The following is a 23,846-nucleotide window of genomic DNA, read 5'->3' on the forward strand; positions in this document are numbered from 1 at the left end:
ATGCAAGATTTCTGGCAGGCAGCAGCCGCGCAACTCGAGCGCGAACTGACGCCGCAACAGTTCAAGACCTGGATCAAGCCGTTGGCGCCTGTCGCCTTCGACGAGGAAGCGCACGCGCTGCGTATCGCCGCGCCCAACCGCTTCAAGCTCGATTGGGTAAAAAGCCAGTTTTCGGGCCGTATCACCGCGCTCGCCTGCGAATACTGGGAAGCCAACGTCAGCGTTCACTTCGTTCTGGACCCCGCCGCCTCGGGCCGGGCTGCCGCCGGCTATCCGCAGCAGGCCGGCCAGCCGGGCCAGCCCGGCATGCCTGCCCAGCACGCCGGCCCCGGCTATCCGTCCGGCCAGCCGCTGTCGCAAAACTTCGGCCAGCCCGGCATGCAGCCGGGCCAGGGCGGCCAGGGCTACGGCCCCATGAACCAAGGCGGCCAGCGCGGCGGGCAAGCGCCCTACCCCGGCAACCCCGGCAATGGCGGCAACGGCAGCAATGGCGGCAACTATCCCGGCAGCGCAAACCAAAGCAATATGGGCGGCATGGGCGGCGAGATCGTCGATATCGACGTGCCGCAGCTGGACCCGGCCGAAGCCAGCGCCCGCTCCTACCGCGTGCAGCCGTCGCAGCAGCCCATGCAGGGCGGCCACCCCGGTAACCAGGGCGGCCATCCAGGGCATCAGGGCAATCAAGGCCATCCGGGCCAGCAAAGCCACCAAGGCCACCCCGGCAACCAGCATGGCGGCCAGCAGCAGAACGACTCGGTGCACGAGCGCTCGCGCCTGAACCACATCCTTACCTTCGACAACTTCGTCACCGGTAAGGCCAACCAGCTCGCGCGCGCCGCCGCCATCCAGGTGGCCAACAACCCGGGTAAATCCTACAACCCGCTCTATCTGTATGGCGGCGTAGGTCTGGGCAAGACCCACTTGATCCACGCTATCGGCAACTTCATGTTGCTGGAGAACCCGCGCGCCCGCATTCGCTACATCCACGCCGAGCAATACGTCTCCGACGTGGTCAAGGCCTACCAGCGCAAGGCGTTCGACGAGTTCAAGCGCTACTACCACTCGCTCGACCTGCTGCTGATCGACGATATTCAATTTTTCTCCGGCAAGAACCGCACGCAGGAAGAGTTCTTCTACGCCTTCGAGGCCCTGATCGCCAACCGGGCGCAGGTGATCATCACCAGCGATACGTACCCCAAGGAAATCAGCGGCATCGACGATCGCCTGATCTCGCGCTTCGACTCCGGCCTCACGGTCGCCATCGAGCCGCCCGAGCTGGAGATGCGCGTCGCCATCCTGATGAAGAAGGCCGCCGCCGAGAACGTCAGCGTGCCCGAGGAAGTCGCCTTCTTCGTCGCCAAGCATTTGCGCTCCAACGTGCGCGAGCTGGAAGGCGCGTTGCGCAAGATCCTCGCCTTCTCCAACTTCCACGGCAAGGACATCACCATCGATGTCACCCGTGAAGCGCTGAAGGACCTGCTGACGGTGCAGAACCGCCAGATCTCGGTTGAGAACATCCAGAAGACCTGCGCGGATTTCTACAACATCAAGGTCGCGGACATGTACAGCAAGAAGCGGCCCGCCAATATCGCGCGGCCCCGCCAGATTGCCATGTACCTGGCCAAGGAACTCACGCAGAAAAGCCTGCCGGAAATCGGCGAGCTGTTCGGCGGGCGCGATCACACCACCGTACTGCACGCGGTGCGCAAGATCGCCGACGAACGCAGCAAGGACGCGCAGCTCAACCACGAGCTGCACGTGCTGGAACAGACGCTCAAGGGCTGACCCCGAGCGTCGAATCGTAGTGAAACAGTAGTGAAGCAGCAATGAAGCAGCATTTGCCAGCCCGGTCACGCCGGGCTGGCATACTGTAGGGTACGCGCCGGGCAGGATCCGGCGCATGAATCAATCGGAAAGCAACACCGGGGCATTGCGGAACATTGCCATGAAAACGGCCTGGGCTAAGGCTTTGCGGTGAGTCGGGACGAGCGGGCGGAGGGGGCGGCCAGCGACAACAGTCGCCAGCCACCGAAGAAGTCTGAATTTGTGTCGCTTTGCGCACAATTTCACCCTCCGATCGCGCTTCTCCCGCTTCACCGCAGCGGCTTATCCTTGGTACAATGGCGAATTAACTTGTTGATTCCAAAGCGTTTTGGAAGCGTTTTTGGAAACTGCGCGGCAAGTTAGTGCCAGTCAGTGCGCACCCGCGGTCGCTTACTACAAACGACGAAGGATAAATTCAATGCAATTGGTCAAAACCTCGCGAGACAATCTGCTGCGTCCGCTGCAAATCGTGAGCGGCATCGTGGAGCGCCGCCACACACTCCCGATCCTGGCCAACCTGCTGATTCGCAAGTCCGGGTCCAACGTATCCTTCCTCTCGACCGACATCGAGATCCAGATCACCACGCACGCCGAATGCGGCGTAGGCAGCGACACCGTGGCCACCACCGTGGCCGCCCGCAAGCTGCTCGACATCCTGCGCGCCATGCCCGACGGCGAAGTCGCCCTGTCGCTCAACGACAAGCGCATGACCGTGCAGTCCGGCAAGAGCCGCTTCGCGCTGCAGACCCTGGCCGCCGAAGAATTCCCCACGGTAGCCGAAGCCAGCGAGTTCGGCGCCTCCGTCAGCCTGCCGCAAAAGACCTTCAAGCACCTGCTCGCCATGGTTCACTTCGCCATGGCCCAGCAAGACATCCGCTACTACCTCAACGGCATGCTGCTGGTGGTGGACGGCAAGAAGGTCATGGCAGTCGCCACCGACGGCCACCGCCTGGCCTACTGCGGCGTGGAGCTGGACGCCGAAGCCACCAGTGGCGAAGGCGCCCCGTCGCGCCAGGAAGTGATCATCCCGCGCAAGACCATTCTCGAGCTGCAACGCCTGCTGGAAGACAACGACGATCCCGTGCAAGTGCAACTGGCCGCCAACCAGGTCAAGTTCACCTTCGCCAATATCGAGCTGATCTCCAAGCTGGTCGAAGGCAAGTTCCCGGACTTCCAGCGCGTGATCCCCAAGGGCTACAAGAACGCCTTCGCCATCGACCGCGTCAAGCTGCAGCAAGCCCTGCAACGCACCGCCATCCTGACCACCGACAAGTTCAAGGGCGTGCGCTGCATCCTGGATACGCACGTACTCAAGATCAGCTCCACCAACGCCGATCAGGAAGAAGCGCAGGAAGAACTCGAACTTGATTATTCGGGCGATGCCCTCGATATCGGTTTTAACGTGACCTATTTGCTGGACGTGCTCGCCAACCTCAAGAGCGAGCAAGTCCAGGTCAGCCTCGGCGACTCCAATTCGAGCGCGCTGATCACCGTGCCGGAAGACGACAACTTCAAGTACGTCGTCATGCCGATGCGCATTTGATGAGCCGGTAACAAGGACCACAAGATACGCAAAACCGGAGCATCTAACGGCACACCACGGCTTGCGCAGCCGCCCCAGGGGCCCCGCGCAAGACCCGCCGCACCAGGGGCCGGATCGTCGAGATCCGCCCCTTTTGCCGTTTTTATGTAACCCGCTATGCGGCCCGATCCGGGCGCGCCCATCCGGGCGTGACGAGAGATCGCCGCATTCGCCGTGAGTAAGAGAACATGACCGAAGAGCAACAACCGCAATCGCAACCGCAACAGCAAGACAGCTACGGCGCAGGCTCGATCCAGATCCTGGAAGGCCTGGAGGCGGTGCGCAAGCGTCCGGGCATGTACATCGGCGACACGTCCGACGGCACCGGCCTGCACCACCTCGTATTTGAAGTGCTGGACAACTCCATCGACGAAGCCCTGGCCGGCTGGTGCACGGAAATCACCGTCACCATCCACAGCGACAACTCGATCTCCATCACCGACAACGGCCGCGGCATTCCCCCGCTCGTCAAGTTCGACGACAAGCACGAACCCAAGCGCAGCGCGGCAGAAATCGCCATGACCGAGCTGCACGCCGGCGGCAAGTTCAACCAGAACAGCTACAAGGTCTCCGGCGGCCTGCACGGCGTGGGCGTGTCCTGCGTGAACGCCCTCTCCAAGTGGCTGCGCCTGACCGTGCGCCGCGACGGCCAGGCCCACCTGCTCGAGTTCGCCCAAGGCGCCGTGCAGAACCGCCTGGTGGAAACCGTGACCGGCCCCGACGGCCAGCCCGTGGAAGTCTCGCCGATGAAGGTGATCGGCCCCACCGACAAGCGCGGCACCGAAGTCCACTTCCTCGCCGACGAAGAAATCTTCACCAACGTCGAGTTCCACTACGAGATACTCGCCAAGCGCATCCGCGAGCTCTCGTTCCTGAACAACGGCGTGCACATCCGCCTGGCCGACCAGCGCACCGGCAAGGAAGAAGACTTCGCCTTCTCAGGCGGCGTCAAAGGCTTCGTTGAGTACATCAACCGCGGCAAGAGCACCCTGCACCCCAACATCTTCTACGCCAACACCGAAAAAGACGGTATCGCCGTAGAAGTGTCCATGCAGTGGAACGACGGCTACAACGAACAAGTCCTCTGCTTCACCAACAACATCCCGCAGCGTGACGGCGGCACCCACCTCACCGGGTTGCGCGCCGCCATGACGCGCGTGATGAACAAGTACATCGAAGAAAACGAGATCGCCAAAAAGGCCAAGGTAGAAACCACCGGCGACGACATGCGCGAAGGCCTGGCCTGCGTGCTCTCCGTCAAGGTGCCCGAGCCCAAGTTCAGCTCGCAGACCAAGGACAAGCTCGTCTCCTCCGAAGTGCGCCTGCCCGTGGAAGAACTCGTCGCCAAGGCCCTCGGCGACTTCCTGCTGGAAACCCCGGTAGACGCCAAGATCATCTGCGGCAAGATCGTCGACGCCGCCCGCGCCCGCGAAGCCGCCCGCAAGGCCCGCGAAATGACCCGCCGCAAAGGCGTGCTCGACGGCATGGGCCTGCCCGGCAAGCTCGCCGACTGCCAAGAGAAGGATCCGGCCCAGTCCGAACTCTTCCTGGTGGAGGGTGACTCCGCAGGCGGCTCCGCCAAGCAAGGCCGCGACCGGAAGTTCCAGGCCATCCTGCCCCTCAAGGGCAAGATCCTGAACGTGGAACGCGCCCGCTTCGACAAAATGCTCTCCAGCCAGGAAGTGCTCACGCTGATCACCGCGCTAGGCACCGGCATCGGCAAGGACGACTACAACCTCGACAAGCTGCGCTACCACCGCATCATCATCATGACCGACGCGGACGTGGACGGCTCCCACATCCGCACGCTGCTGCTCACGTTCTTCTACCGCCAGATGCCCGACATCATCGAGCGCGGCCACGTGTATATCGCCCAACCGCCGCTGTACAAGATCAAGCACGGCAAGGAAGAGCGCTATATCAAGGACGACAACGAGCTCAACGCCTACCTGCTGCGCCTGGCCATGGAAAAGGCCGCCCTGGTCAACCCCGACGGCAGCGAAGTTGCCGGCGACGCCCTGACCGAGCTGGCCCGCCAGTACCAACTGGCCGAAGCCGTGATCGGCCGCCTGGCCCGCATCGTGGACAGCGACGCCCTGCGCGCCATTGCCGACGGCATCGAGCTGGACCTGGACAGCGCCGCCGCCGCCGAAGCCTCAGCCACCGCGCTCAAGGCCAAGCTGTCGGAAATGCACGCCAAGACCCTGCTGGGCGCCGCCGTGAATGACGACGGCACGGCCGATGTCTATGCGCAGTTTGACGAGAAGACGGACAAGCACCGCCTGATGATCGCCCGCCGGCACCATGGCAACGTGCGCTTGTCTCACCTGGACGCAGACTTTGTCCACGGTGCGGATTACGCCGCGCTGTCGCTGGCCGCCAAGACCTTCCAGGGCCTGATTGCGGAAGGCACCAAGGTGCGCCGTGGCGAGGGCGAAAAGATGCGCGACCAGACGGTGAATGACTTCCATGCTGCCATGCAGTGGTTGTTGTCTGAGGCCGAGCGTGGGGTGTCTCGTCAGCGCTATAAGGGGCTGGGGGAGATGAATCCTGAGCAGCTTTTTGAGACTACGCTTGACGTTACCCAGCGCCGACTGCTGAAGGTGCAGATTGAGGATGCTATTGCGGCGGATCAGATCTTTACTACGCTGATGGGGGATGAGGTTGAGCCGCGGCGGAATTTTATTGAGTCTAATGCGTTGGTGGCTCGGAATATTGATGTTTGATAGTTCTGTCAGTTGTAGGGAACCGGAATTAGCTGGACTACGAGCGCTTCTGCTGGACTGCAAATCCGGAATTAGCTGGACTACCGTGCAATTCGGGCCGACCGTAGGGCGCCAAAGTAATTGCGACTAGCTGTTGAGTTTCAAGAGGTTGTTCACGGCGGAGATACGAGTCATGGGTGGCTGGTAGTTCAGGGCTGCGTGTGGCCGATGCCAGTTGTATCGATGGATGAATGACCGCAAGGCGGCCTCGGCTGGGCTGAGGATTCATAGGGCTGGGCATAGGCCCATTCGCGCAGGCTGGTTTGCACGAAGCGCTCGGCCTTGCCGTTGGTCTTGGGCGTATAGGGCCTGGTATGGATGTGCCGGACCCCGAAGGCGGCACCGGTCGCCTTGAAGGCCTTGGACACATAGCCGCTGCCGTTGTCGGTCACCACGCGATCGATCCATACCCCCAGGCCGGCGTAATACGCCACGGCTTCGCGCAGGAACTGCGCACAGCTCGTCCCGACCTCATCCGTCGATCTTGCCCAGTTTCTTGGTGTCCAGGTGCAGCAGCTCACCAGGCGCGAGAGGCCGTCGCGACGCAAATAGCGACTCAAGGTGGCGAGGCTGCGACCGCTGTCCGCGGCAATCTGCCGGAAGGTCCAGCGTTGACGGCGCAGCGCCTGGAAGCGCTCGCGCTGAGCCGGATCACAGGAGGCGGGGCTCGGACGCGGACGCGAACTGCGGTCGGCCAAGCCGGTTTCGCCTTCAGTCTTGAAGCGGGCCAGCCACTTGTAGCCGATACGCAGGCTCACGCCCGCGACCTGCGTCGCTTGCGCCACACGCCAGCCTTCGTGAAGGACCCGATTCATCACAACGGGCGCCACAGTTTTGCTACTGAGCGACGAAGTTAGTGCGGCTGAACTACTGCCGAGCGTCGGAATTCTTGCAACTCGTGCCAGAATTCATGAAAAGAAGCGTCCTGTGAGCCGACTACTCAGATGCGAGCCCCGTTGTATCCCGGGCCTTAAATTGGCACTTGGTCCCACGGGGCGCTATGGGTTTGAGATGGTGATGGCTTTCCTTACTACTTGATCCAACGAGCGGAGCTCCGTTAGGCGGCTCCGGTGGCAGCGGCTTCTCCCGCGCAATGCCGCGACCCTCCAGTTCCTTCAGGAACCGAACCGGGTTCATATCGTCAGTCCCGGCAGCGGCTCGTCGAGGAAGCATTCCATACAGCGAGTGACGAAAACCGATTCTCTGAGTCGGTTTCGCGGCGGGCCGCAGCGAGACGATGCGTGTCTTCGTCAATACGTGCGTGGATTGGATGCGCGTTGCAGTCTTGCCGGACGCAGCCGCAACGTCTGGTCGTTGCATTGCCAGTCAGGGCCTTCGAGCCCGACACCCTGATCAACCTCATTGTGGTTGAACTGCGACCGGCGGAGCTTCCGTGCTCCCCCAGACCCCGTCGTTCACGGGATGAGATTCTGCTTTCCTCCTGCATCCCCCATAGCCCAACCCAGCACGGATTGGAAAGGCGTATTTTCGACCACATAGCCGTGGCCGGAGCATATCTGCTGTGCGGCCTCTCCTCCTCTCGGCCAAGCATGTCGCATCCCGCAAATGCTGGCGGCGCGGAGCATCGCGCCCGATACGAGAACCGGTGCAAAAGCCTGCAAAGGGAGGTGGAGCGGTTAAAATGCACCCCGCGACACGGGCCGGACGGTAGCTGCCAGGCCGGACGTTCTCTATGTCTTGGAAGCTGCTTCGCGCTCCTGCGCCGGTCGCGTGGCATGGACGACGATCACGGAGCCTTGCGGAGGATCGAGGGCAACTCGCGGGCGGTCGGGATGTGGTTATTCATTTGTTTCTCCTTCGTTGAGGCCGCGCCGTGCGGCCTTGTGGCGTCGGAAAGGGCTCGATAAGGCATGGCCCAAAACACCCCACGGGGCCGTAACGTCAGAGGAGGAGCGGTCCGCGCTTGCGGCCCATGCCTCTGTTGTGCGAACACGAAGCAGAAAGGCCCGCATTGAGCGGACTTCCCGAGGAAGGGAGTAGGTGATGTACTGCAGTCTGACCGAGGGAATGGCACGGGATGGTCGTGGATCAGCGATGATTTGCGATTGACGCAGTTGCCGCAGCCCAAGTGCGTTGGGACGGACAAAACCAAGGAGCGAGCCAGACTGCGCTCCGATGCAGCGGTGGCCGCAGCAGAGCTAATTTTCCCGGGCGAGGACCTCGCCCATATTTTGCTATAGGGACACGAAGTTGAACGCCGTTGAAATAGAACAGGCCATCACCGATCTTGCGGAGCAGTCGTTCGACGGCGAGAAGTTCCCGTATGCCTTCCTTGAAGCCTTTGGCAACAAGGCAACGACGATCCAGCGCTTGCGCAGCGGCGCGACGAACAAATCCGACCTCGGCGGGGTTCTTCAGACCAACAACATCCATATCGTTACCTGCGACAGCCGCCAGGTCACGAGCACCCTCAAGTCTCTGAAAGACAGCCCGGCAACTGCCCGGGCGAAAGCGAAGTTCATCCTTGCCACGGACGGCGCGGACTTTGAGGCCGAAGACTTGACCAGCGGCGAAACCGTCGCCTGCGCCTTCAAAGACTTTCCCGACCATTTTGGTTTCTTTCTGCCGCTGGCGGGCATCACCACCGTCCGGCAGATTAGCGAGAACGCCTTCGACATCCGGGCGACTAGCCGCCTGAACCGGCTCTATGTTGAGCTGTTGAAGGACAACCCCGAATGGGGCAAGGCCGAGCGCCGCCATGACATGAATCACTTCATGGCACGGCTTATCTTCTGCTTCTTCGCCGAGGACACGGACATCTTCGTTGGTAAGGGCAAGTTCACCGAAACCGTCGCGCAGATGAGCGCGAAGGATTCGTCCAACACCCATGACGTGATTGGCGCGCTGTTCCTTGCCATGAACACGAAGCCGGGTGAGGACCGGGCAAAGGCCAAAATCCCCCGCTGGGCCGACGCGTTCCCGTATGTGAACGGCGGTCTATTCTCTGGCAGCATGGATGTGCCGAAGTTTAGCAAGATTGCTCGCTCTTACTTGCTGCACGTTGGCGGTCTCGACTGGACTAAGATTAATCCAGACATCTTCGGGTCGATGATTCAGGCCGTCGCCGATGACGAAGAGCGCGGTGAGCTAGGAATGCACTACACCAGCGTGCCCAATATCCTCAAGGTGCTCAATCCGCTTTTTCTTGACGACTTGCGCGCGCGACTGGAGGAGGCGGGCGACAACCCGCGCACTTTACTCAACCTGCGCAAGCGCATGTCGAAGATCAGGGTTTTCGACCCCGCATGTGGCTCCGGCAACTTCCTCGTCATCGCCTACAAGGAGATGCGCGCAATAGAGGCGGAGATAAACAAGCGGCGCGGCGAACAGGATCGCAGTTCTGAGCTTCCCCTCACCAACTTTCGTGGCATCGAACTTCGCGACTTCCCGGCGGAAATCGCCCGTCTGGCGCTGGTCATCGCCGAGTACCAATGCGACGTGCTCTATCGCGGTCAGAAGTTGGCTCTGGCCGAGTTCCTGCCTCTGCGCAACGAGAACTGGATCACCTGCGGCAACGCCCTTCGACTTGACTGGTTGAGCCTCTGGCCGCCGACCGGAACAGGTGTGAAGTTACAGGCCGATGACCTATTCAGCATGCCGCTCGACCAGGCCGAGATTGACTTCGCGAACGAAGGTGGCGAAACGTATATCTGTGGAAACCCACCTTATGTGGGTGATAAGTATCAAACTGCCGATCAAAAAGATGATCTGCGGGTTGTTTCGAGCGGACGTAAAACAACGAAGGCGATTGACTACATTACGGGCTGGCTCTGGAAGGCGTCGGATTACATTCAGCATGAAGGGGCCTTCGCCTTTGTTTCCACAAATTCGATTTGCCAAGGTGTCCAAGTCCCCGCGATCTGGACCGACATTCTTAGCAAGCAACAGTCTATATTTTTTGCGCACCACGGGTTTCACTGGTCAAACAGCGCGACCAACAACGCGAACGTCATGTGTGTGATCGTTGGCGTAGCGAAAAATCATAAGGGGCCGAAGTATATTTATACTACCGAGGTGCGCCGGGAAGCATCCAATATAAATCCATACCTGATTGATGGGCCTCAGCTAATTGTAGAAAAGCAAAGTGCTCCCGCCTGCGGCTTGCCGGTGATGTTTGCCGGTAACATTCCGAGAGACAAAGGCAATTTCATGCTCACTCCCGACGAGAAGCATGAACTGCTGTCACAATATCCGGCAGCAGAACGGTTGGTCAGAAGGATTCTTGGGTCGGACGAGCTGATCAATGGCATTGAGCGGTTCTGCCTATGGATTTCAGATGGCGATGCTGATTTGGCGCGCACAATCCCGCCAGTCGCAAAGCGGCTTGAACGAATAGTTGAATATCGCCGAACCGGGAGTGAGCGAGGAAAGTTGGGACTCGACACGCCCTACAAGTTCGAGAGAACTATCACCGGGGCAAACAGCGAAATTGTTATACCGAGAGTTTCTTCGGAGCGTAGAGAGTATCTTCCGGCTGGATTTCTAGATGCGGATGACATCGTATCGGATGCGGCGATGGCCATTTATGATGCGCCATTGTCGGCATTTGCGCTTCTCACATCCAGAATACATTGGGTGTGGGTACGCGCGATATGCGGACAGTTGGAAACCCGTATTCGCTACTCCAATACTCTCGGCTGGAATACGTTTCCAGTGCCAACACTAACCGACAAGAACAAGGCGGACCTCACGCGCAGCGCCGAGGGCATCCTGCTTGCGCGGGAGCATCACTTCCCGGCGACCATCGCCGACTTGTACGACCCTGACAACATGCCCGAGGATTTGCGGGCAGCGCATGAGCGGAATGACGAAGTGCTGGAGCGCATTTACATCGGTCGCCGCTTCAAAAATGATACCGAACGGCTGGAAAAGTTGTTCGACCTCTATACAAAGATGACCGCTATGGCTGCGCCGGCCAAGGCCAAGAAGCGAAAGGCGGGAGTCAACGCATGAACGACAAGAATAAATCCGTTCCTTCGGTATCCGTTACCTATGCCCGCAACGGGGCGTCCACCAAGGCCAATGCCCTTGGGATGCGCCCGATGCAGGAGCGCGCGTACGAAAAGCGCGGGGAGCAGTACCTCCTCATCAAATCGCCGCCAGCATCTGGCAAGAGCCGCGCGCTGATGTTCGTCGCGCTCGATAAACTCCAGAACCAGGGCTTGAAGCAAGTCATCATCGTCGTGCCGGAAAAGTCCATCGGTGCCAGCTTCAACGACGAGCCGCTGTCAAAGTTTGGCTTCTGGGCGGACTGGCACGTCGAGCCGAAATGGAACCTCTGCAACGCCCCCGGCAATGACAACGGCGGCAAGGTAAAGTCAGTCGGCGCTTTCCTTGAGAGCACTGATAAAGTGCTGGTCTGCACACACGCGACGTTCCGCTTCGCAGTCGATGCGTATGGCGTGGAGAAGTTTGACGACCGGTTGATCGCCGTCGACGAGTTCCACCACGTGTCCGCCAACCCCGACAACAAGCTCGGCCAGCATCTCGGGCAGTTCATCGAACGGGGGCACGTTCACGTCGTCGCTATGACCGGCTCTTATTTCCGGGGCGATGCCGAAGCTGTGCTTGCTCCTCAGGACGAATCCAAGTTCGATGCGGTCACCTACACCTACTACGAGCAGCTCAACGGCTACGAGTACCTGAAGCAACTCGACATCGGTTACTTCTTCTACAGCGGGCCGTACGTCGATGACATCCTCAATGTCCTCGACCCCGCCGAGAAGACCATCATCCACATCCCCAACGTCAATTCGCGCGAAAGCACAAAGGACAAGATGCGGGAGGTGGAGCACATCATCGAGGCACTGGGCGAGTGGCAGGGCATCGATGCGGCGACGGGCTTCCAGCTCGTAAAGCGCTCAGATGGCCGCCTGTTGCGGATTGCCGATCTTGTCGATGATGACGCCACGAAGCGCGACCGCGTATCTGCCGCGCTGAAAGACCCGGCGCAGAAGAACAATCGGGACCATGTGGACATCATCATTGCACTCGGTATGGCAAAGGAGGGCTTCGACTGGATTTGGTGTGAGCACGCACTCACTGTCGGCTATCGCGCCAGCCTGACCGAGATCGTGCAGATCATCGGCCGTGCGACCCGTGACGCGCCCGGCAAAACCCGCGCGCGATTCACGAACCTGATCGCCGAGCCAGACGCTTCAGAGGAAGCCGTCACCGAGGCCGTCAACGACACTCTCAAGGCCATTGCGGCGAGTCTGCTCATGGAGCAGGTTCTCGCGCCGCGCTTTGAGTTCAAGCCGAAGAACCCAGACAATGGCCCGGAACCTGGATTCGACTACGGCGAGGGCGGCTACGACCCGGACAAGTGCAATGTCGGCTTCAATGAGCAGACCGGGCAGTTCCAAATCGAGATCAAGGGTCTTGCAGAACCCAGGAGCAAGGAAGCCGTACGTATTTGTCAGGAAGACTTGAACGAGGTGATCGCCAGTTTCATTCAGGACAAGACCGCTATCGAACGCGGCTTGTTCGACGAGGAGCTGGTGCCCGAGGAGCTCACGCAGGTCCGCATGGGCAAGATCATCAAGGACAAGTACCCCGAGCTTGATGCTGAGGATCAGGAAGCTGTCCGCCAGCACGCCATCGCCGCTCTCAACCTGACTCAGCAGGCCAAGCAGGTTGCCACGGGCGGCGACAGCTCTGAGCCATCGGCCAACACCGCTCTCATTGACGGCGTGCGCCGGTTTGCCATGGACGTGCGCGAGTTGGACATCGACCTCATCGACCGCATTAATCCCTTCGGCGAAGCCTTCGCCATCCTCGCCAAGACCATGAGCGAGGAAAGCCTGAAACAGGTTGCGGCGGCTATCTCCGCCAAGCGCACAACCCTGACCCCGGAAGATGCGCTTGACCTTGCCAGGCGAGCGGCGCAATTCAAGAAGGAGCGCGGACGTGTGCCTGCGCTCGATTCACAGGATGCATGGGAGCGACGCATGGCCGAAGGCGCGTCAGCCTTTATGCGTTTCAAGGCGGAGGGACGCTATGAATAATTCCGACCTCGACGATCTGGCCGCAGAGCTGTCCGACTTCGCCGCGCCCGAGAAAAAGGGAGGCCGCCCGCCGCGCGAGGAGCGCATCATTGCCGGATTCGAGGAGATTCAGCGGTTCTTCGAGAAGCACAATCGTGCCCCGCAACACGGGGAAGACCGCGACATCTTTGAGCGGCTGTACGCCGTGCGCCTCGACCGCCTGCGCGCGCTCCCCGATTGCCGCTCCCTGCTTGCACCGTTGGACCATCAAGGGTTGCTTGCAGGTGCTCCGAGCGACGCCGCGACTGAGGAGGTCATCGACGTGGACGCGTTGGCCGCCGAACTGGCAGGCACTGCCAGCGCCGACGACATCACCATCCTCCGCCATGTTCGTACGAGCGCCGAGAAGCGCGCCGCCGAGGAGATCGCGCACCGCACGCCGTGCGAGGACTTCGAGACGTTCAAGCCGCTCTTCGAGCGCGTGACGACTGACCTCAAGACGGGCCTGCGCCAATCGCAACCCATCGAGGCAGGCAGCCGCGCGATTGAGGTCGGGGACTTCTTCATTCTTGACGGCATCACTCTGTATGTCGCCGAAGTCGGCGAACCGCTGAAAACCACCGCGGGGGAAGTGGACCGCCGCCTACGCCTGATCTTTGCCAACGGCACCGAGAGCAATCTTCTCCTGCGCTCCCTGCAACGCGCTTTCTACAACGATCCCGCCGCGCGTCGGCTGGTGTCGCCTGAAACCGGGCAATTGTCCTTCGGCGGCGAGTTGGATGCGGACGACGTTGAGAGCGGTACGGTCTACGTTCTACGCTCGCTCTCCGACCACCCCTATGTCGCGCAGCACCGCGATCTCATTCACAAGATTGGCGTGACGGGCGGCAAAGTCGAAACCCGCGTCGCGGATGCCGAGCGCGACGCGACGTATCTCCTCGCGAAGGTCGAAGTGATCGCCACTTACAAACTGGCAGGCATCAATCGCACAAAGATGGAGAACCTTTTCCACAGATTGTTCGCGGCAGCGCGCCTGAACATCACCATCAATGACCGCTTCGGCAATCCCGTGCAGCCGCAGGAGTGGTTCCTCGTCCCCGTCTTCGTCATCGACGAGGCCGTGGAACGCATAAAAGACGGGACGATCACGCAATACACCTACGACCCCAAGGCCGCGCGACTCGTCCAAGCCGTCAAGGCCGAACGCGCATGAGTAGCAGCTTTCCTTCCATTTCCGGTCGCGATAGGGTCCACTGTTTCGAGCAGGCGCAAGCGGAGGTGAACCGCTTGGACTTTGCAGGAAAAGGAACCACACACGTCGAGGCATACCGCCAGTTCCAAAGGCGGAACGCTTTTGGCCTCGATCGAAACATGAGGATTTATCGGATTTTTCAGGAGCACTACTACCAGACAGATGTTGCCGATGGCTGCCTGACACTGCCGCGCGCGACAGCAAATGTCTGGAATGACCCACTTGAGAATCCTTTGGCCTCGGTCATCGTGACCGATCCGCAAACGGGAATGCCTGTTCACCTTGGGTCAACCGTCAGCGATTTCTATGCGCTTTGTTGGACACAGCGGGCGCTACCCACCGCTAAGGATTGGGCCAGCTTTTCTCACGGGATGCCTGTCATAAGGATAGGCACCACTGTCGGCAAACTCCTCGATCGCGTGATGTCTACGAGCGATTCCGCCTATATGCATCGATCTTGGCTCGTCGATGTTGACTACATGGAGCCGCACCTCATCCAACAGATGACAACGCCTGATGAAGTGCTTGGTCGAATGGAGTCCACAGGCTCGATGTTGGCGCTGAGCGCCGCCGTCGTTCGCACGGCCTTCAGCGTTGAAGACGAAGTGCGCTTCCTCTTCGACAATGGCATCCATCCCGCGTGGAACGCCGTCACAACGAGTTTATCCCCCGACTTAGTTCGCCTGCCATTCGACTGGAGCGGGTTCGTGGACGAGACGATCCGCTATCCCTGAACACTCCGCGCGGCATTCAATCGGTACTAAGGCTGCAGCAATTCTGGTTGGGTGCGCGGTATTGCAATTCAAGTTGCAGCTTCCGCGTATTCGACAAACTCCGCGTGTTCGGTGCGGGCAACATTCCAGCGCCTTGCGCCCTCGGGCCATTCCCGCTGCTCGCTGACAGTCAGAATCAGTCGGCGTTTTGCCCGCGAAATCGCAACAAAATAGGCTGACCGTTGTTCGTCCTGATTGCCGAAGAACGCCTCCCTCTCTACCCCGAGCACTACGACGGTATCAAACTCCAGACCCTTACTCTTGTGAATCGACATGATGCGCACTGCCCGGTCTCCGGAAAATGAGGCCAGCGCAGACGCTGCCTCGGTGCTGGACGCCAGCAATCCATGCACGCGGTCGAGCGTCTGCTCAATCAGATCGTTAAGCCTCTGCGTCTGTCCATATTCAGAGGACATAGCTACAACAGCATCACGCCCAACTACCTCCAGGAGTGAAGCGACCAACCCGGCGAGAGCGGCGCGATCGCTAAGGTCGAGGTCGCCTTCGTCGACCTCACATCGCGTGGCAGCGACGAAGCGATCCCACCTGGCGCGCGCCTCATACTCGCGCTCCTCATCAAGGCCGCGGCTGAAAACCATCAGGTCCAGGAGCCTACGGTATGGACCCGGCTGACGCCCGCTGGCGACAACGAGCAGGAAATCAACGATGAGGCAGGCGACGGGTTCAGCAGCAAGATTCTGGCTCGCGTCCTCTTCACGGTATGGAATTCCTTGCGCCGCCAACGCGGCACAGAGCTTTTTGCAATACAGGCCCTGCTGATTCCTTACCAGGATCGCGATTTCAGAAGGGCTGATATTCTCGTCCTCGATCCAGCCCCGGATCGCGCTTGCGAGTTCCTCCGCTTCTGCGTCATCGTCATCAAAGCGCCACACGTCAATCGCGCCAGCATCCCCCGGGATCGCGGCGTCATCGACAGCGGCAGCGGGGTCCATCGCCCGAACCATCGCGTTCTGCATTCGGCGCAGACGCGGCTGTGAGCGAAAGTTTTGATAGAGATTCAACGGCAGCGCGTTGAAGTCTTCAGCATAGGTGCTGAAGATGCCTTCGAGCGCTCCGGCCCACCCCATGATGCGCTGCTTGGTATCGCCGACTGCTGTGAGAAAGATACCGGTATCGTAAAAGCAGGCCCTGATAAGCCTGTACTGCATCGCGGTGCAATCCTGAAACTCATCAAGGAAAACATGGCTGTAGGTCTGGCGGATCGCATTCCGCGCTATGCGGTTCGATTCAACGATCTCGACAGCGAGAGGGACCATATCGTCGAACGTAATCGACCTTCGGTGGACACGGTTGGCACCCACTGTGAAGTCGGGATCGAGAGCATTCTGTCCCGTGAGCGCCGGTCGGAACCGTTCAATGATGCGCATCGCAAAGGCGTGAAACGTGTGACTGTCGAGCCGTGTGGCCAGCTCCTCCCCGCATCGCTTTTTTACCCTCGCTTTCAAGTTCTGGCTCGCGTCGACCTTGAACGCGATGGCAAGGATACGCTTGGGGTAGCGGCAGGCTCCTGTGCGCAGCAAACAATCTGCACGTTGCGCCAGCATCTCTGTCTTGCCCGCACCAGGTCCGGCAGTGAGCGCGAGATTTCGCCCTGTCTCCCGCGCTGCGGCGAGCGCATTCGGCTCAAGCGACAGATCATCTGATGGCGACCATCGCTCTGACCTGATCATTCGGGAAGATCCTCAAGCTCGGTCTCGATAGCGTCGAACAGGCGATTGAGCACGCCAGGGAGAGCTGCCAATAGGTCGTCGTCGTCCAGGCCAGCCATTGCCTGAATGTGCCAGGTCGGCTTACTGCCGACCTTGAATCTGGTGTGATAGGCATCGAAGAGTTCAAGCTCGTCGTCTTCGTATTGGCCTTCAACCGTATCGTGGCTTTTGCCAAGTACGGATTTGAGCGTTGACGCATCAGGCGCGGCCAGCTCGCCGTCCGCGACCTTGTACGCGTCCGGGTATGCCTTCATCATCATGAAATCAAGATCGAGCGGCGTTGAGAAATACACTCCGAGGCCTTCCAGCCTATCTATCCACCCGTCGTCGTCCAACAGAATCCCTTGATCGGAATCCCACGCAGGGATGGCATCCACATCATCCTGCGTCAGATCGTTCGGCTCGACCTCGGCATATTCGAGAAGCTGCTTTGCTGCGTACCGCACACGCCCCCAGCCACCTTGATATCGCGCCACGTCGAGATCGAGCAGGGTCACGTGAGGAATGCCAAGTCCGTTCAGCAGGCGCCAGAAATGGTTCACGTGCCTACCGCCGAGCGGGACGACCGAGACCGAGGCGTCGTCGCTCAAGATGCCGCGCGCAGCCATCAGGCGCGGGAGCACGATTTCCTCACTGTCGCCTTCGCCGAGTACCACAAGGCGAGAAAAATAAAGCTCTGGAAAAGCCTGGATGCCCTCGCGCACGAACTTGTGAGCTGCTGCACCTTCCGGGAGTTCGATGTGGCGGACAAGAGTCGTTCGATCGCTGTCAAGTCGCAGATACCGGATCGCTTCAGGCGGCACTCGCCGCAGCAGCGAAGGGGAATGTGTGGTGATAAGCGCCTGTGCATTCTGGTCCTCTGCGAACTCAGTGAGCGTCTTGATCACCCGCCCCAGATAGTGGGGCGACAAACTATTCTCTGGTTCCTCAACGGCAATCAAAGTGAACACCGCCGGTCTCAACTTGTCGATGTCGAAGGCGTCCAGATCACCGCTGAGGACCTTGCTGCCAATCTCGTGCATCGCCAGTACCAGCGACACATAAAGCAAAGATTGTTGCCCGTCGCTCAGTCGTGAGAAGTCAACGAGCGACTCAGCGTGCCCCGGTGTGAAACCAACGCTCAAGTGCTTGAGCAGATTCTCAATCTCGTTTCTAGCGAACGAGATCGCTGGATTCGCGTAATAGGCCCCCTTGTGGAGGACACTCCATTTGGAGGTCAATGCCTCTGCGACCCCCTGAATGGCTTCGTTGTCGGCGAGAGAATCGCCGATCTGTCCGGTGAGGTCACGAATTTCCTCACGCTCTGCACTCCAGTCTGCTGAGCGCAGCGCACGCCCGAGCAGTGCGTTTGCTGAATAGGAAATGTGGTCGGCCGGGTCGCGTCGCGCAGGAATGTAGTGAACCTGAATTGCATTCCTATCCTGTTTAGACACACGGCTCTCTTCGATGGGAACGCCATCGTCGTCTTCACGAATGACGCAGGTAAAGGTTTCCTCAATGTCGCCATCGACATCGATGGCGGCCTTCAACCGGAACCGAATCCGGGCAGGCCCGTCTTCGGAAACAAGCTGCATGTGCGCGAAGTTACCGGGCACCGCTGGCAAATCATCTTCATCCGCATCGTCATCTTCAAGCTCCGGGAACTCGAAGACTGCCTCAAGCCATAGTTCCCGGGTCTCAGGTGCGGCTTCAGGCGCTTCGTCCGCCGGGACGTGAAAGTCCGCTGGTTTGATCCTTCGCTGGTTCGGATCAAGGCTGAACATACGCGCGAGCGCTTGTAGGACAGCCGTCTTGCCCGTGCCGTTCGGACCGAGGAGGAATGTCAGGTCGCTTAAATTAATCGCAATGGGCGTCGAACCGAACGAACGAAAGCCGCACAAACGCAGACAGGTCAATTTCATAGGGATCATCCCCTCCATTTGTGTTTTCCGCCCCGCCGCGCGCTCGCGCCAGCGCGGTGATGGCTATAGTCCGGCGGCTTCTGGATCGATGGTGATTATGTCTTTCGGGGGAATGCCTTTCCTGGTCATTTGCGGATGTCCTCCCGTGAACTCACGACATGAAGCTGGGGCGGTACAAGGCCTTGCGCGCACTGTTAGTCGTATGCCAAAGCCGTTCTGATCTGACGCGTGGCTCATGCGTGCGGCAGCGACATCCGGCTCAGAAGCTCAGAAATAGATGGCAGATGACAATGCTGCCGTGGGCGGGCGCCTTCCCGGTGGGGCGCTTGTGCTCGGTGTCGAACGCGGCGTCGCTGAAGGAAGCCGGGCTACGCACGAATTGACCGGCGGGGTCTGCCACCATGCCAAGAGCCGCCTGAGCTGCCGTTGACGACAGGTAGGTTCTCAACGGCGGTACGCAGTCGGGCGTCGATTTCAACAGCATGCCGGCCATCAACGCAACTGGTTGGCCCATGCTGTAGTCGCCCGTCACAAACCGCTCCATGCCTTCGGCGCCGGTGTAGGCGTCGCGACGGGTCTTAGTGTGGTCGATCTTCTTAAACTCGAACACCAGTCGCAACGCTGGTTGCAGCCGGTCCGAAAAATACTGGATGTCCGTCCGGCGTCGTTTCACTACCTTGAGGCCGCCCGTCGGCGAAGGCACGATGGATGCCAGCCGGTCCTCATAGCTCCAGTTGCCCGTGAGGCGCGCGCCAGCCTTCGCGGTCCGGATGTACTCACCTAGAAGTTCCGTGAGTGCATGCTCCTTTTCTTTTCCGTGGAAGGTCTGGGCGCTGTCCCTTGCCAGTTCCCGCCATGCCTCGCAGAGCACTTGAACCACCTTCTTCGCATCGCTCTTGCCAAAAGCGCGTTGCCAGTCGTTGAGGGATTTCGTTTGCATTGAGGAGATGGATCAGTAGTTGCCTGTTGTCGCCGATACGATCCGCGCCGCATCGCGACGGGCCTGCCGACGCAGCCACAGGCGCTGCGCTACCGGTTTAATCAGATAGGCCGTATTGCCCGAGACGATCAGGGTGTCGGGCACGAAGTGCATGCGCTCCTGCAGCTCGACTGTCAGCAACTGCGCCTCTCTGAGCTTGCGCAGAATGGCGTCGACCACATGGTTGGCCTGTTGGCCGGTCGGCTTGGACTCAATTTTTCTGTGCAGATTCACCTGAGCAACGGCAAGCGCGCCTGCTTGCCGAACGTCGGTGTAGTACACATTGACGTCAAAGCTGCCTTCTCCGTCACCCGCATCCCGCCAGCCGTTCAGCTCGTTCTGTAACGCCTTGGCGTAGTGCTTGGCTACGGCATCCGACACGCGCTCCATCGCTAGCTCGTAGACGCGCGACATCCCATACGGCCGTGTAGCGGGAAGAATGACGTCGACCGTCTCCTTGACGATGGCCTGGGCATCGCGAGGAAGACCGAAGTACTCTTTGATGAGCTTCTCGACCTTTGCCCGCGACCTGTCCCAGGCGTCAGGCCGCGCGAAGCCGTCGCACTGCTCCAGCCACCTGGAGATTTCCGCAACCTCGCCCACGATCTGCCGCGCCTTAGCCGGATCAGCATGTCGTTCTGGCGGATAGAACGGAAACTGCTCGATGTCCTTTAGCGACACCCGGTCGCGATCGCTCAGCAGCTGATAAACCTGAGTCACCATAAAATAGCGGACCAGGTCTGACCTCAGGTAAAAGGTCGCAAATCGCAGCAGATCCTCATCCTCTGGGGGGCCGCTTATCACGCCCACACTGCTCATGAAGGACGCCGGGGTCGCAAGGAACGCTGCCCGAATGCTCCGGTCCGGAGCCGGACCATCCGGGAAGAGGATGCGGGGGCCGGAGAAGAATTCGATAAGCGACGCGTCAAGGCTCGGAAGCGTCCGCATCTCATCGCGCGGAAAGGCCTCCAAGTCTGCTGCGGCGACCACAGGGCACCTGTATAGATGCTCCGGCCTGAGGAACTTCATCTCCCACAGCGGCGCGCTGCTGACGTGCTTCTCGACCTCCACGTACGAGTCAACGCGATGGAATCCCTTTCTACGGCTCCATCGTTTGTGCTTGCCATGCAGCAAGTCGCCGAAGGTACCGCGAAGGCGCAGTCGCGCCCACAGGGCCATATCGAACTCGTCGCCCCACATGCGGGTGACCAATTCGCGGTTGGATCGCACGATCGCCTGCGTCTGGACTTGATGGCGATCAACGCTATGCAGCGAAATTCGGCCGAATGCCAAGCTCACATCAGCTTTGGGCACCCAGTACTCGAACTTCTCCGTCGGCGGCACGATCCACTCGTCGTGCTCGCTGACGACGCGCGGACTGGCCAGCAACACGATGCAGGATGCCCTGCCCTCGTCGAACAGCAGTTCCTTCAGGTCGCCGAAATTGATTAGCCGCAGCCACCGTACCTTCGTCAGCCAGGCCGACAGGAACTCTTGGCTCGTCGGCTTGAGCAGCAGCGTCATCGGCAAGATGACGCATATGCGTCCTTCGGGCACCAGGCACTCGCCCGCTCGCCAGACGAAGTCAGCGGCAATCTGCCGCAGCGGTCGCGGATAGCCCCGCTCGGTAGCCCACTCGTCCGCGAGCCCGGTGGACTCCCCGTCCGGCTCGCTCCACGGCGGATTGCTGAGGAACAAAGTGAACTTGCGTTCGTTGGCCAGCGGGTTTTGAGCGGAAAAGAAGTCGCCTTTGTCGGGGCCGCAAAAGAGATTGAAATCCCGAAGCAGCGGAAGCTTGACGTTCTCGTCCTCGCACAGCGCCACAATGTCAGTCGGCTGGAGCTGCTCAAGCAACGAGAGGTAGAGGCTGAACGCCGTGACGCGGCAGGCGGCCTCGCTCAGGTCGCTACCAAAGATCTGAGTCTGCAGCAGCTCTATCCTGTCGCGCAGGGACAACTGCCGCTGCGCTTTGGCCTCGGCGGCGCCGATCAACCGGCGGAAGGCCGTCGTCAGGAGAATGCCAGAGCCGCATGCACCGTCGTAGATTCGCTCGGCAAGCAAATCTGTCGAATTGGCTAGCGCCTGCGACACCACCACGTTGGCGAGATGCCGGGGCGTGTAGTAGGCAGCCAGCGCCTTTTTGCTGTCGCCGAGAAATGACTCGTAGACGCCGGACAGCAACTCGACGGGGATGTAGCGGAAGTTATAGGGAAACAGACTTGGCTGCGCGTTCGCCACGTCGGTTGCGCTCAGGAAGTCCGCGACGACATCGAACCCTGCGTTGCCCAGGTCAAGCCACAAGGACTTCTTCTTGGCGTCAGGCTCCAGGAAGTCCCCATTGAAATCGTCCTTGAGGCTGCTCAGCAGCTGTGCCAAGCCATCACGATCACGGTCAGCCACCAAATCCACAAACGTGCCGACCTTGTTCTTCGAACGGTACGGCTCGTCGACGATGCCGCGGTGCTCCAGGTAGGAGATGAACAGTGCCTGGCCGACCAGATACTGGGCGGCGCTCTTGCCGCATTCCCGTCCGTTGCGCAGCTTGCAGGTTGCCAAGTCGCGCACGGTCAGGTTGAGGTTTCTCAACAGCTTGCGGTCAACCCGGTCCTCGAGGCGGAACCAAGTCGGGAAGCGCTCTCGCACATCGCCCGACAATAGGTCGGAGCAGGACCATGGGCCATCGACCTTGGCGTCAGCCAGCTTGAGCGTCGCCTGAGCACCCGCGACTGCGGAAGCTGGGTAGGCAGTTGCCATATTGGCATCCGCGACCAGCACCACCGTGATCAGCCCCTGATTCCAGATGCGCTGACGGAGTTGCAGCAGCTGCGCAGAGTCTTGCAGTGGGGAAGCCTTGCCGCCGACGAAGAAGGTGATAGCTGGCACGCCATCGACGTCGAACACCGCCTCCGCCCGAATCTCTCCGTTGGGATTCAGCAGGTCCCTCAGCTCGGGCGCGTAGGGGTGATCCTGCGGCACCGGATCTCGCGCCAGATGCAGCGACGGCGAGGCCTCGGCATAGCCGAGGGCACGCAACCACGGATCGAGACGTTTAGAAATCATGGGGCCGCAGGCAGAGAAGGGCACGACTATATCAGTTGCGCTTTGTCGAGTCGACGCTCCTTTGGGGGGGGAGATTCAACGTTCCCGCGTGAGCGCTGTCTTCGGTGTCGTGCGCAACCATGCCACCAAGGACCTTCGGGAGTACGAGGCCGCGTTTCCACAAGCCTGACCTTCGAACCTCGGCGACGCTTCTACATTCCGGGGCCGGCCTTCAAGCCGCGCTTCGCCTCTGACGATCCTCACGAGTACCTGGCTCTGCAGCTGGCCACATCGCAAATTAGGTCCAGTGCTGTGGTCCCGCTTGTGGGCGATCGGCTTCCGGTTCAAAGCCTGCCGACACCTGCGTATGGCGTGGCACGACAGAGCTTGTCCTTGGTCGTGCAGGCGATCAGATCAGGGATCGCCTTGGAGGTGGTCTGCTACTCGATGACGACCACCGAGCCCGTGACGAGGCTGATCTGGCCGCATGCGCTGATTCACACCGGGTCGTGGTGGCATTTACGGGCGTTCGACAGCTGCAGCGAAGAGTTCAGGAACTTCGCCCTTCAGCGCATCGAGCAGCCGCAAAGCCCTAGCGGATCTGTCGCCCCAACCCAGCGACCAGAATCGGCAGTGGCACAATGGGTCGGTGCTGGAGGCAATTCCCCATACTGCGCTGAACGACCACCAGATAAGGGTGGTTGCCCGAGATTTTGGCATGACGTCGGACGGCGGCCAGCCCCCGAGGCGGGTCAAGATCAGGAACTGCCTGGTCGGCTATTTCCCGACTTACTATGGGCTGGACCTCCCGAATGCGCATCGGCCCCGGCATGTCCTGACCCTGCGCAACCGGGACGAGTTGAAGCCGTTGCTCCTACCTTCAGATCACGAGTAGCAGCTTGGATCGCTTGGCGCGAAGCGGTGGCGGCATTGATTGGAAATAATCGACATGCGTTTCCAATGCAGTGACGCCCTTGACAAAGGCCATTGGTGC

The 23,846-nt window shown here is 60.2% G+C and carries 12 protein-coding genes and 1 pseudogene; 8 read left to right on the top strand and 5 right to left on the bottom strand.

The annotated features are described in order from the left end of the window. The 3 genes from dnaA to gyrB all read left to right on the top strand — a co-directional run bounded on the left by dnaA (position 1) and on the right by gyrB (position 6,132). Positions 1–1,785 (top strand): chromosomal replication initiator protein DnaA, encoded by a 1,785-nt coding sequence (gene dnaA / locus F7R26_RS00005; RefSeq protein WP_150985331.1) that lies wholly within the window; start codon positions 1–3, stop codon positions 1,783–1,785. 457 nt (positions 1,786–2,242) lie between these two features. Beyond that, the gene (gene dnaN / locus F7R26_RS00010) at positions 2,243–3,367 is read left to right on the top strand and encodes a DNA polymerase III subunit beta (RefSeq protein ID WP_150985332.1); all 1,125 of its coding nucleotides are present in this window, start codon (positions 2,243–2,245) and stop codon (positions 3,365–3,367) included. 227 nt (positions 3,368–3,594) lie between these two features. Next, positions 3,595–6,132 (top strand): DNA topoisomerase (ATP-hydrolyzing) subunit B, encoded by a 2,538-nt coding sequence (gene gyrB / locus F7R26_RS00015; protein ID WP_150985333.1) that lies wholly within the window; start codon positions 3,595–3,597, stop codon positions 6,130–6,132. Between the two features lie 126 nt (positions 6,133–6,258). Here gyrB and F7R26_RS00020 read toward each other — a convergent pair. Beyond that, positions 6,259–6,986: pseudogene (locus F7R26_RS00020) on the bottom strand (leucine zipper domain-containing protein). Positions 6,987–8,382: 1,396 nt separating this feature from the next. On the opposite strand from F7R26_RS00020, the gene F7R26_RS00025 reads away from it, so the two are divergent. From F7R26_RS00025 to F7R26_RS00040, 4 genes are read left to right on the top strand one after another with little or no spacing between them, the layout of a single operon-like run. Then, positions 8,383–11,145 (top strand): class I SAM-dependent DNA methyltransferase, encoded by a 2,763-nt coding sequence (locus F7R26_RS00025; RefSeq protein WP_150985334.1) that lies wholly within the window; start codon positions 8,383–8,385, stop codon positions 11,143–11,145. Then, complete coding sequence (locus F7R26_RS00030) at positions 11,142–13,199, top strand: DEAD/DEAH box helicase (RefSeq protein ID WP_150985335.1); 2,058 nt, start codon at positions 11,142–11,144, stop codon at positions 13,197–13,199. Before F7R26_RS00025 ends, F7R26_RS00030 begins: the two co-directional genes overlap by 4 nt. Continuing rightward, positions 13,192–14,391, top strand: a complete 1,200-nt coding sequence (locus F7R26_RS00035; RefSeq protein WP_150985336.1) for a GIY-YIG nuclease family protein — start codon at positions 13,192–13,194, stop codon at positions 14,389–14,391. The genes F7R26_RS00030 and F7R26_RS00035 overlap by 8 nt, the downstream gene beginning before the upstream one ends. Beyond that, positions 14,388–15,164, top strand: coding sequence for a hypothetical protein (locus F7R26_RS00040; RefSeq protein WP_150985337.1), 777 nt, complete (start codon positions 14,388–14,390; stop codon positions 15,162–15,164). Before F7R26_RS00035 ends, F7R26_RS00040 begins: the two co-directional genes overlap by 4 nt. 68 nt (positions 15,165–15,232) lie before the next feature. Here the strand turns inward: F7R26_RS00040 and F7R26_RS00045 are convergent, their stop codons facing one another. From F7R26_RS00045 to F7R26_RS00060, 4 genes are all read right to left on the bottom strand, one after another. Then, the gene (locus F7R26_RS00045) at positions 15,233–16,894 is read right to left on the bottom strand and encodes a UvrD-helicase domain-containing protein (protein ID WP_150985338.1); all 1,662 of its coding nucleotides are present in this window, start codon (positions 16,892–16,894) and stop codon (positions 15,233–15,235) included. Beyond that, positions 16,891–18,852, bottom strand: coding sequence for an ATP-dependent nuclease (locus F7R26_RS00050; RefSeq protein WP_241754379.1), 1,962 nt, complete (start codon positions 18,850–18,852; stop codon positions 16,891–16,893). Before F7R26_RS00050 ends, F7R26_RS00045 begins: the two co-directional genes overlap by 4 nt. Before the next feature lie 241 nt (positions 18,853–19,093). Further along, on the bottom strand, positions 19,094–19,774 hold the full coding sequence (locus F7R26_RS00055) for a hypothetical protein (protein WP_150985339.1): 681 nt from the start codon (positions 19,772–19,774) through the stop codon (positions 19,094–19,096). Positions 19,775–19,786: 12 nt separating this feature from the next. Further along, positions 19,787–22,873 (bottom strand): N-6 DNA methylase, encoded by a 3,087-nt coding sequence (locus F7R26_RS00060; RefSeq protein WP_150985340.1) that lies wholly within the window; start codon positions 22,871–22,873, stop codon positions 19,787–19,789. On the opposite strand from F7R26_RS00060, the gene F7R26_RS41670 reads away from it, so the two are divergent. Continuing rightward, positions 22,805–23,821: a WYL domain-containing protein gene (locus F7R26_RS41670; RefSeq protein WP_416351292.1), complete on the top strand. Its 1,017-nt coding sequence runs from the start codon at positions 22,805–22,807 to the stop codon at positions 23,819–23,821. The genes F7R26_RS00060 and F7R26_RS41670 overlap by 69 nt on opposite strands. The last annotated feature ends 25 nt before the right edge of the window (positions 23,822–23,846 follow it).

The organism is Cupriavidus basilensis (genome assembly GCF_008801925.2).
GTDB lineage: Bacteria > Pseudomonadota > Gammaproteobacteria > Burkholderiales > Burkholderiaceae > Cupriavidus > Cupriavidus basilensis.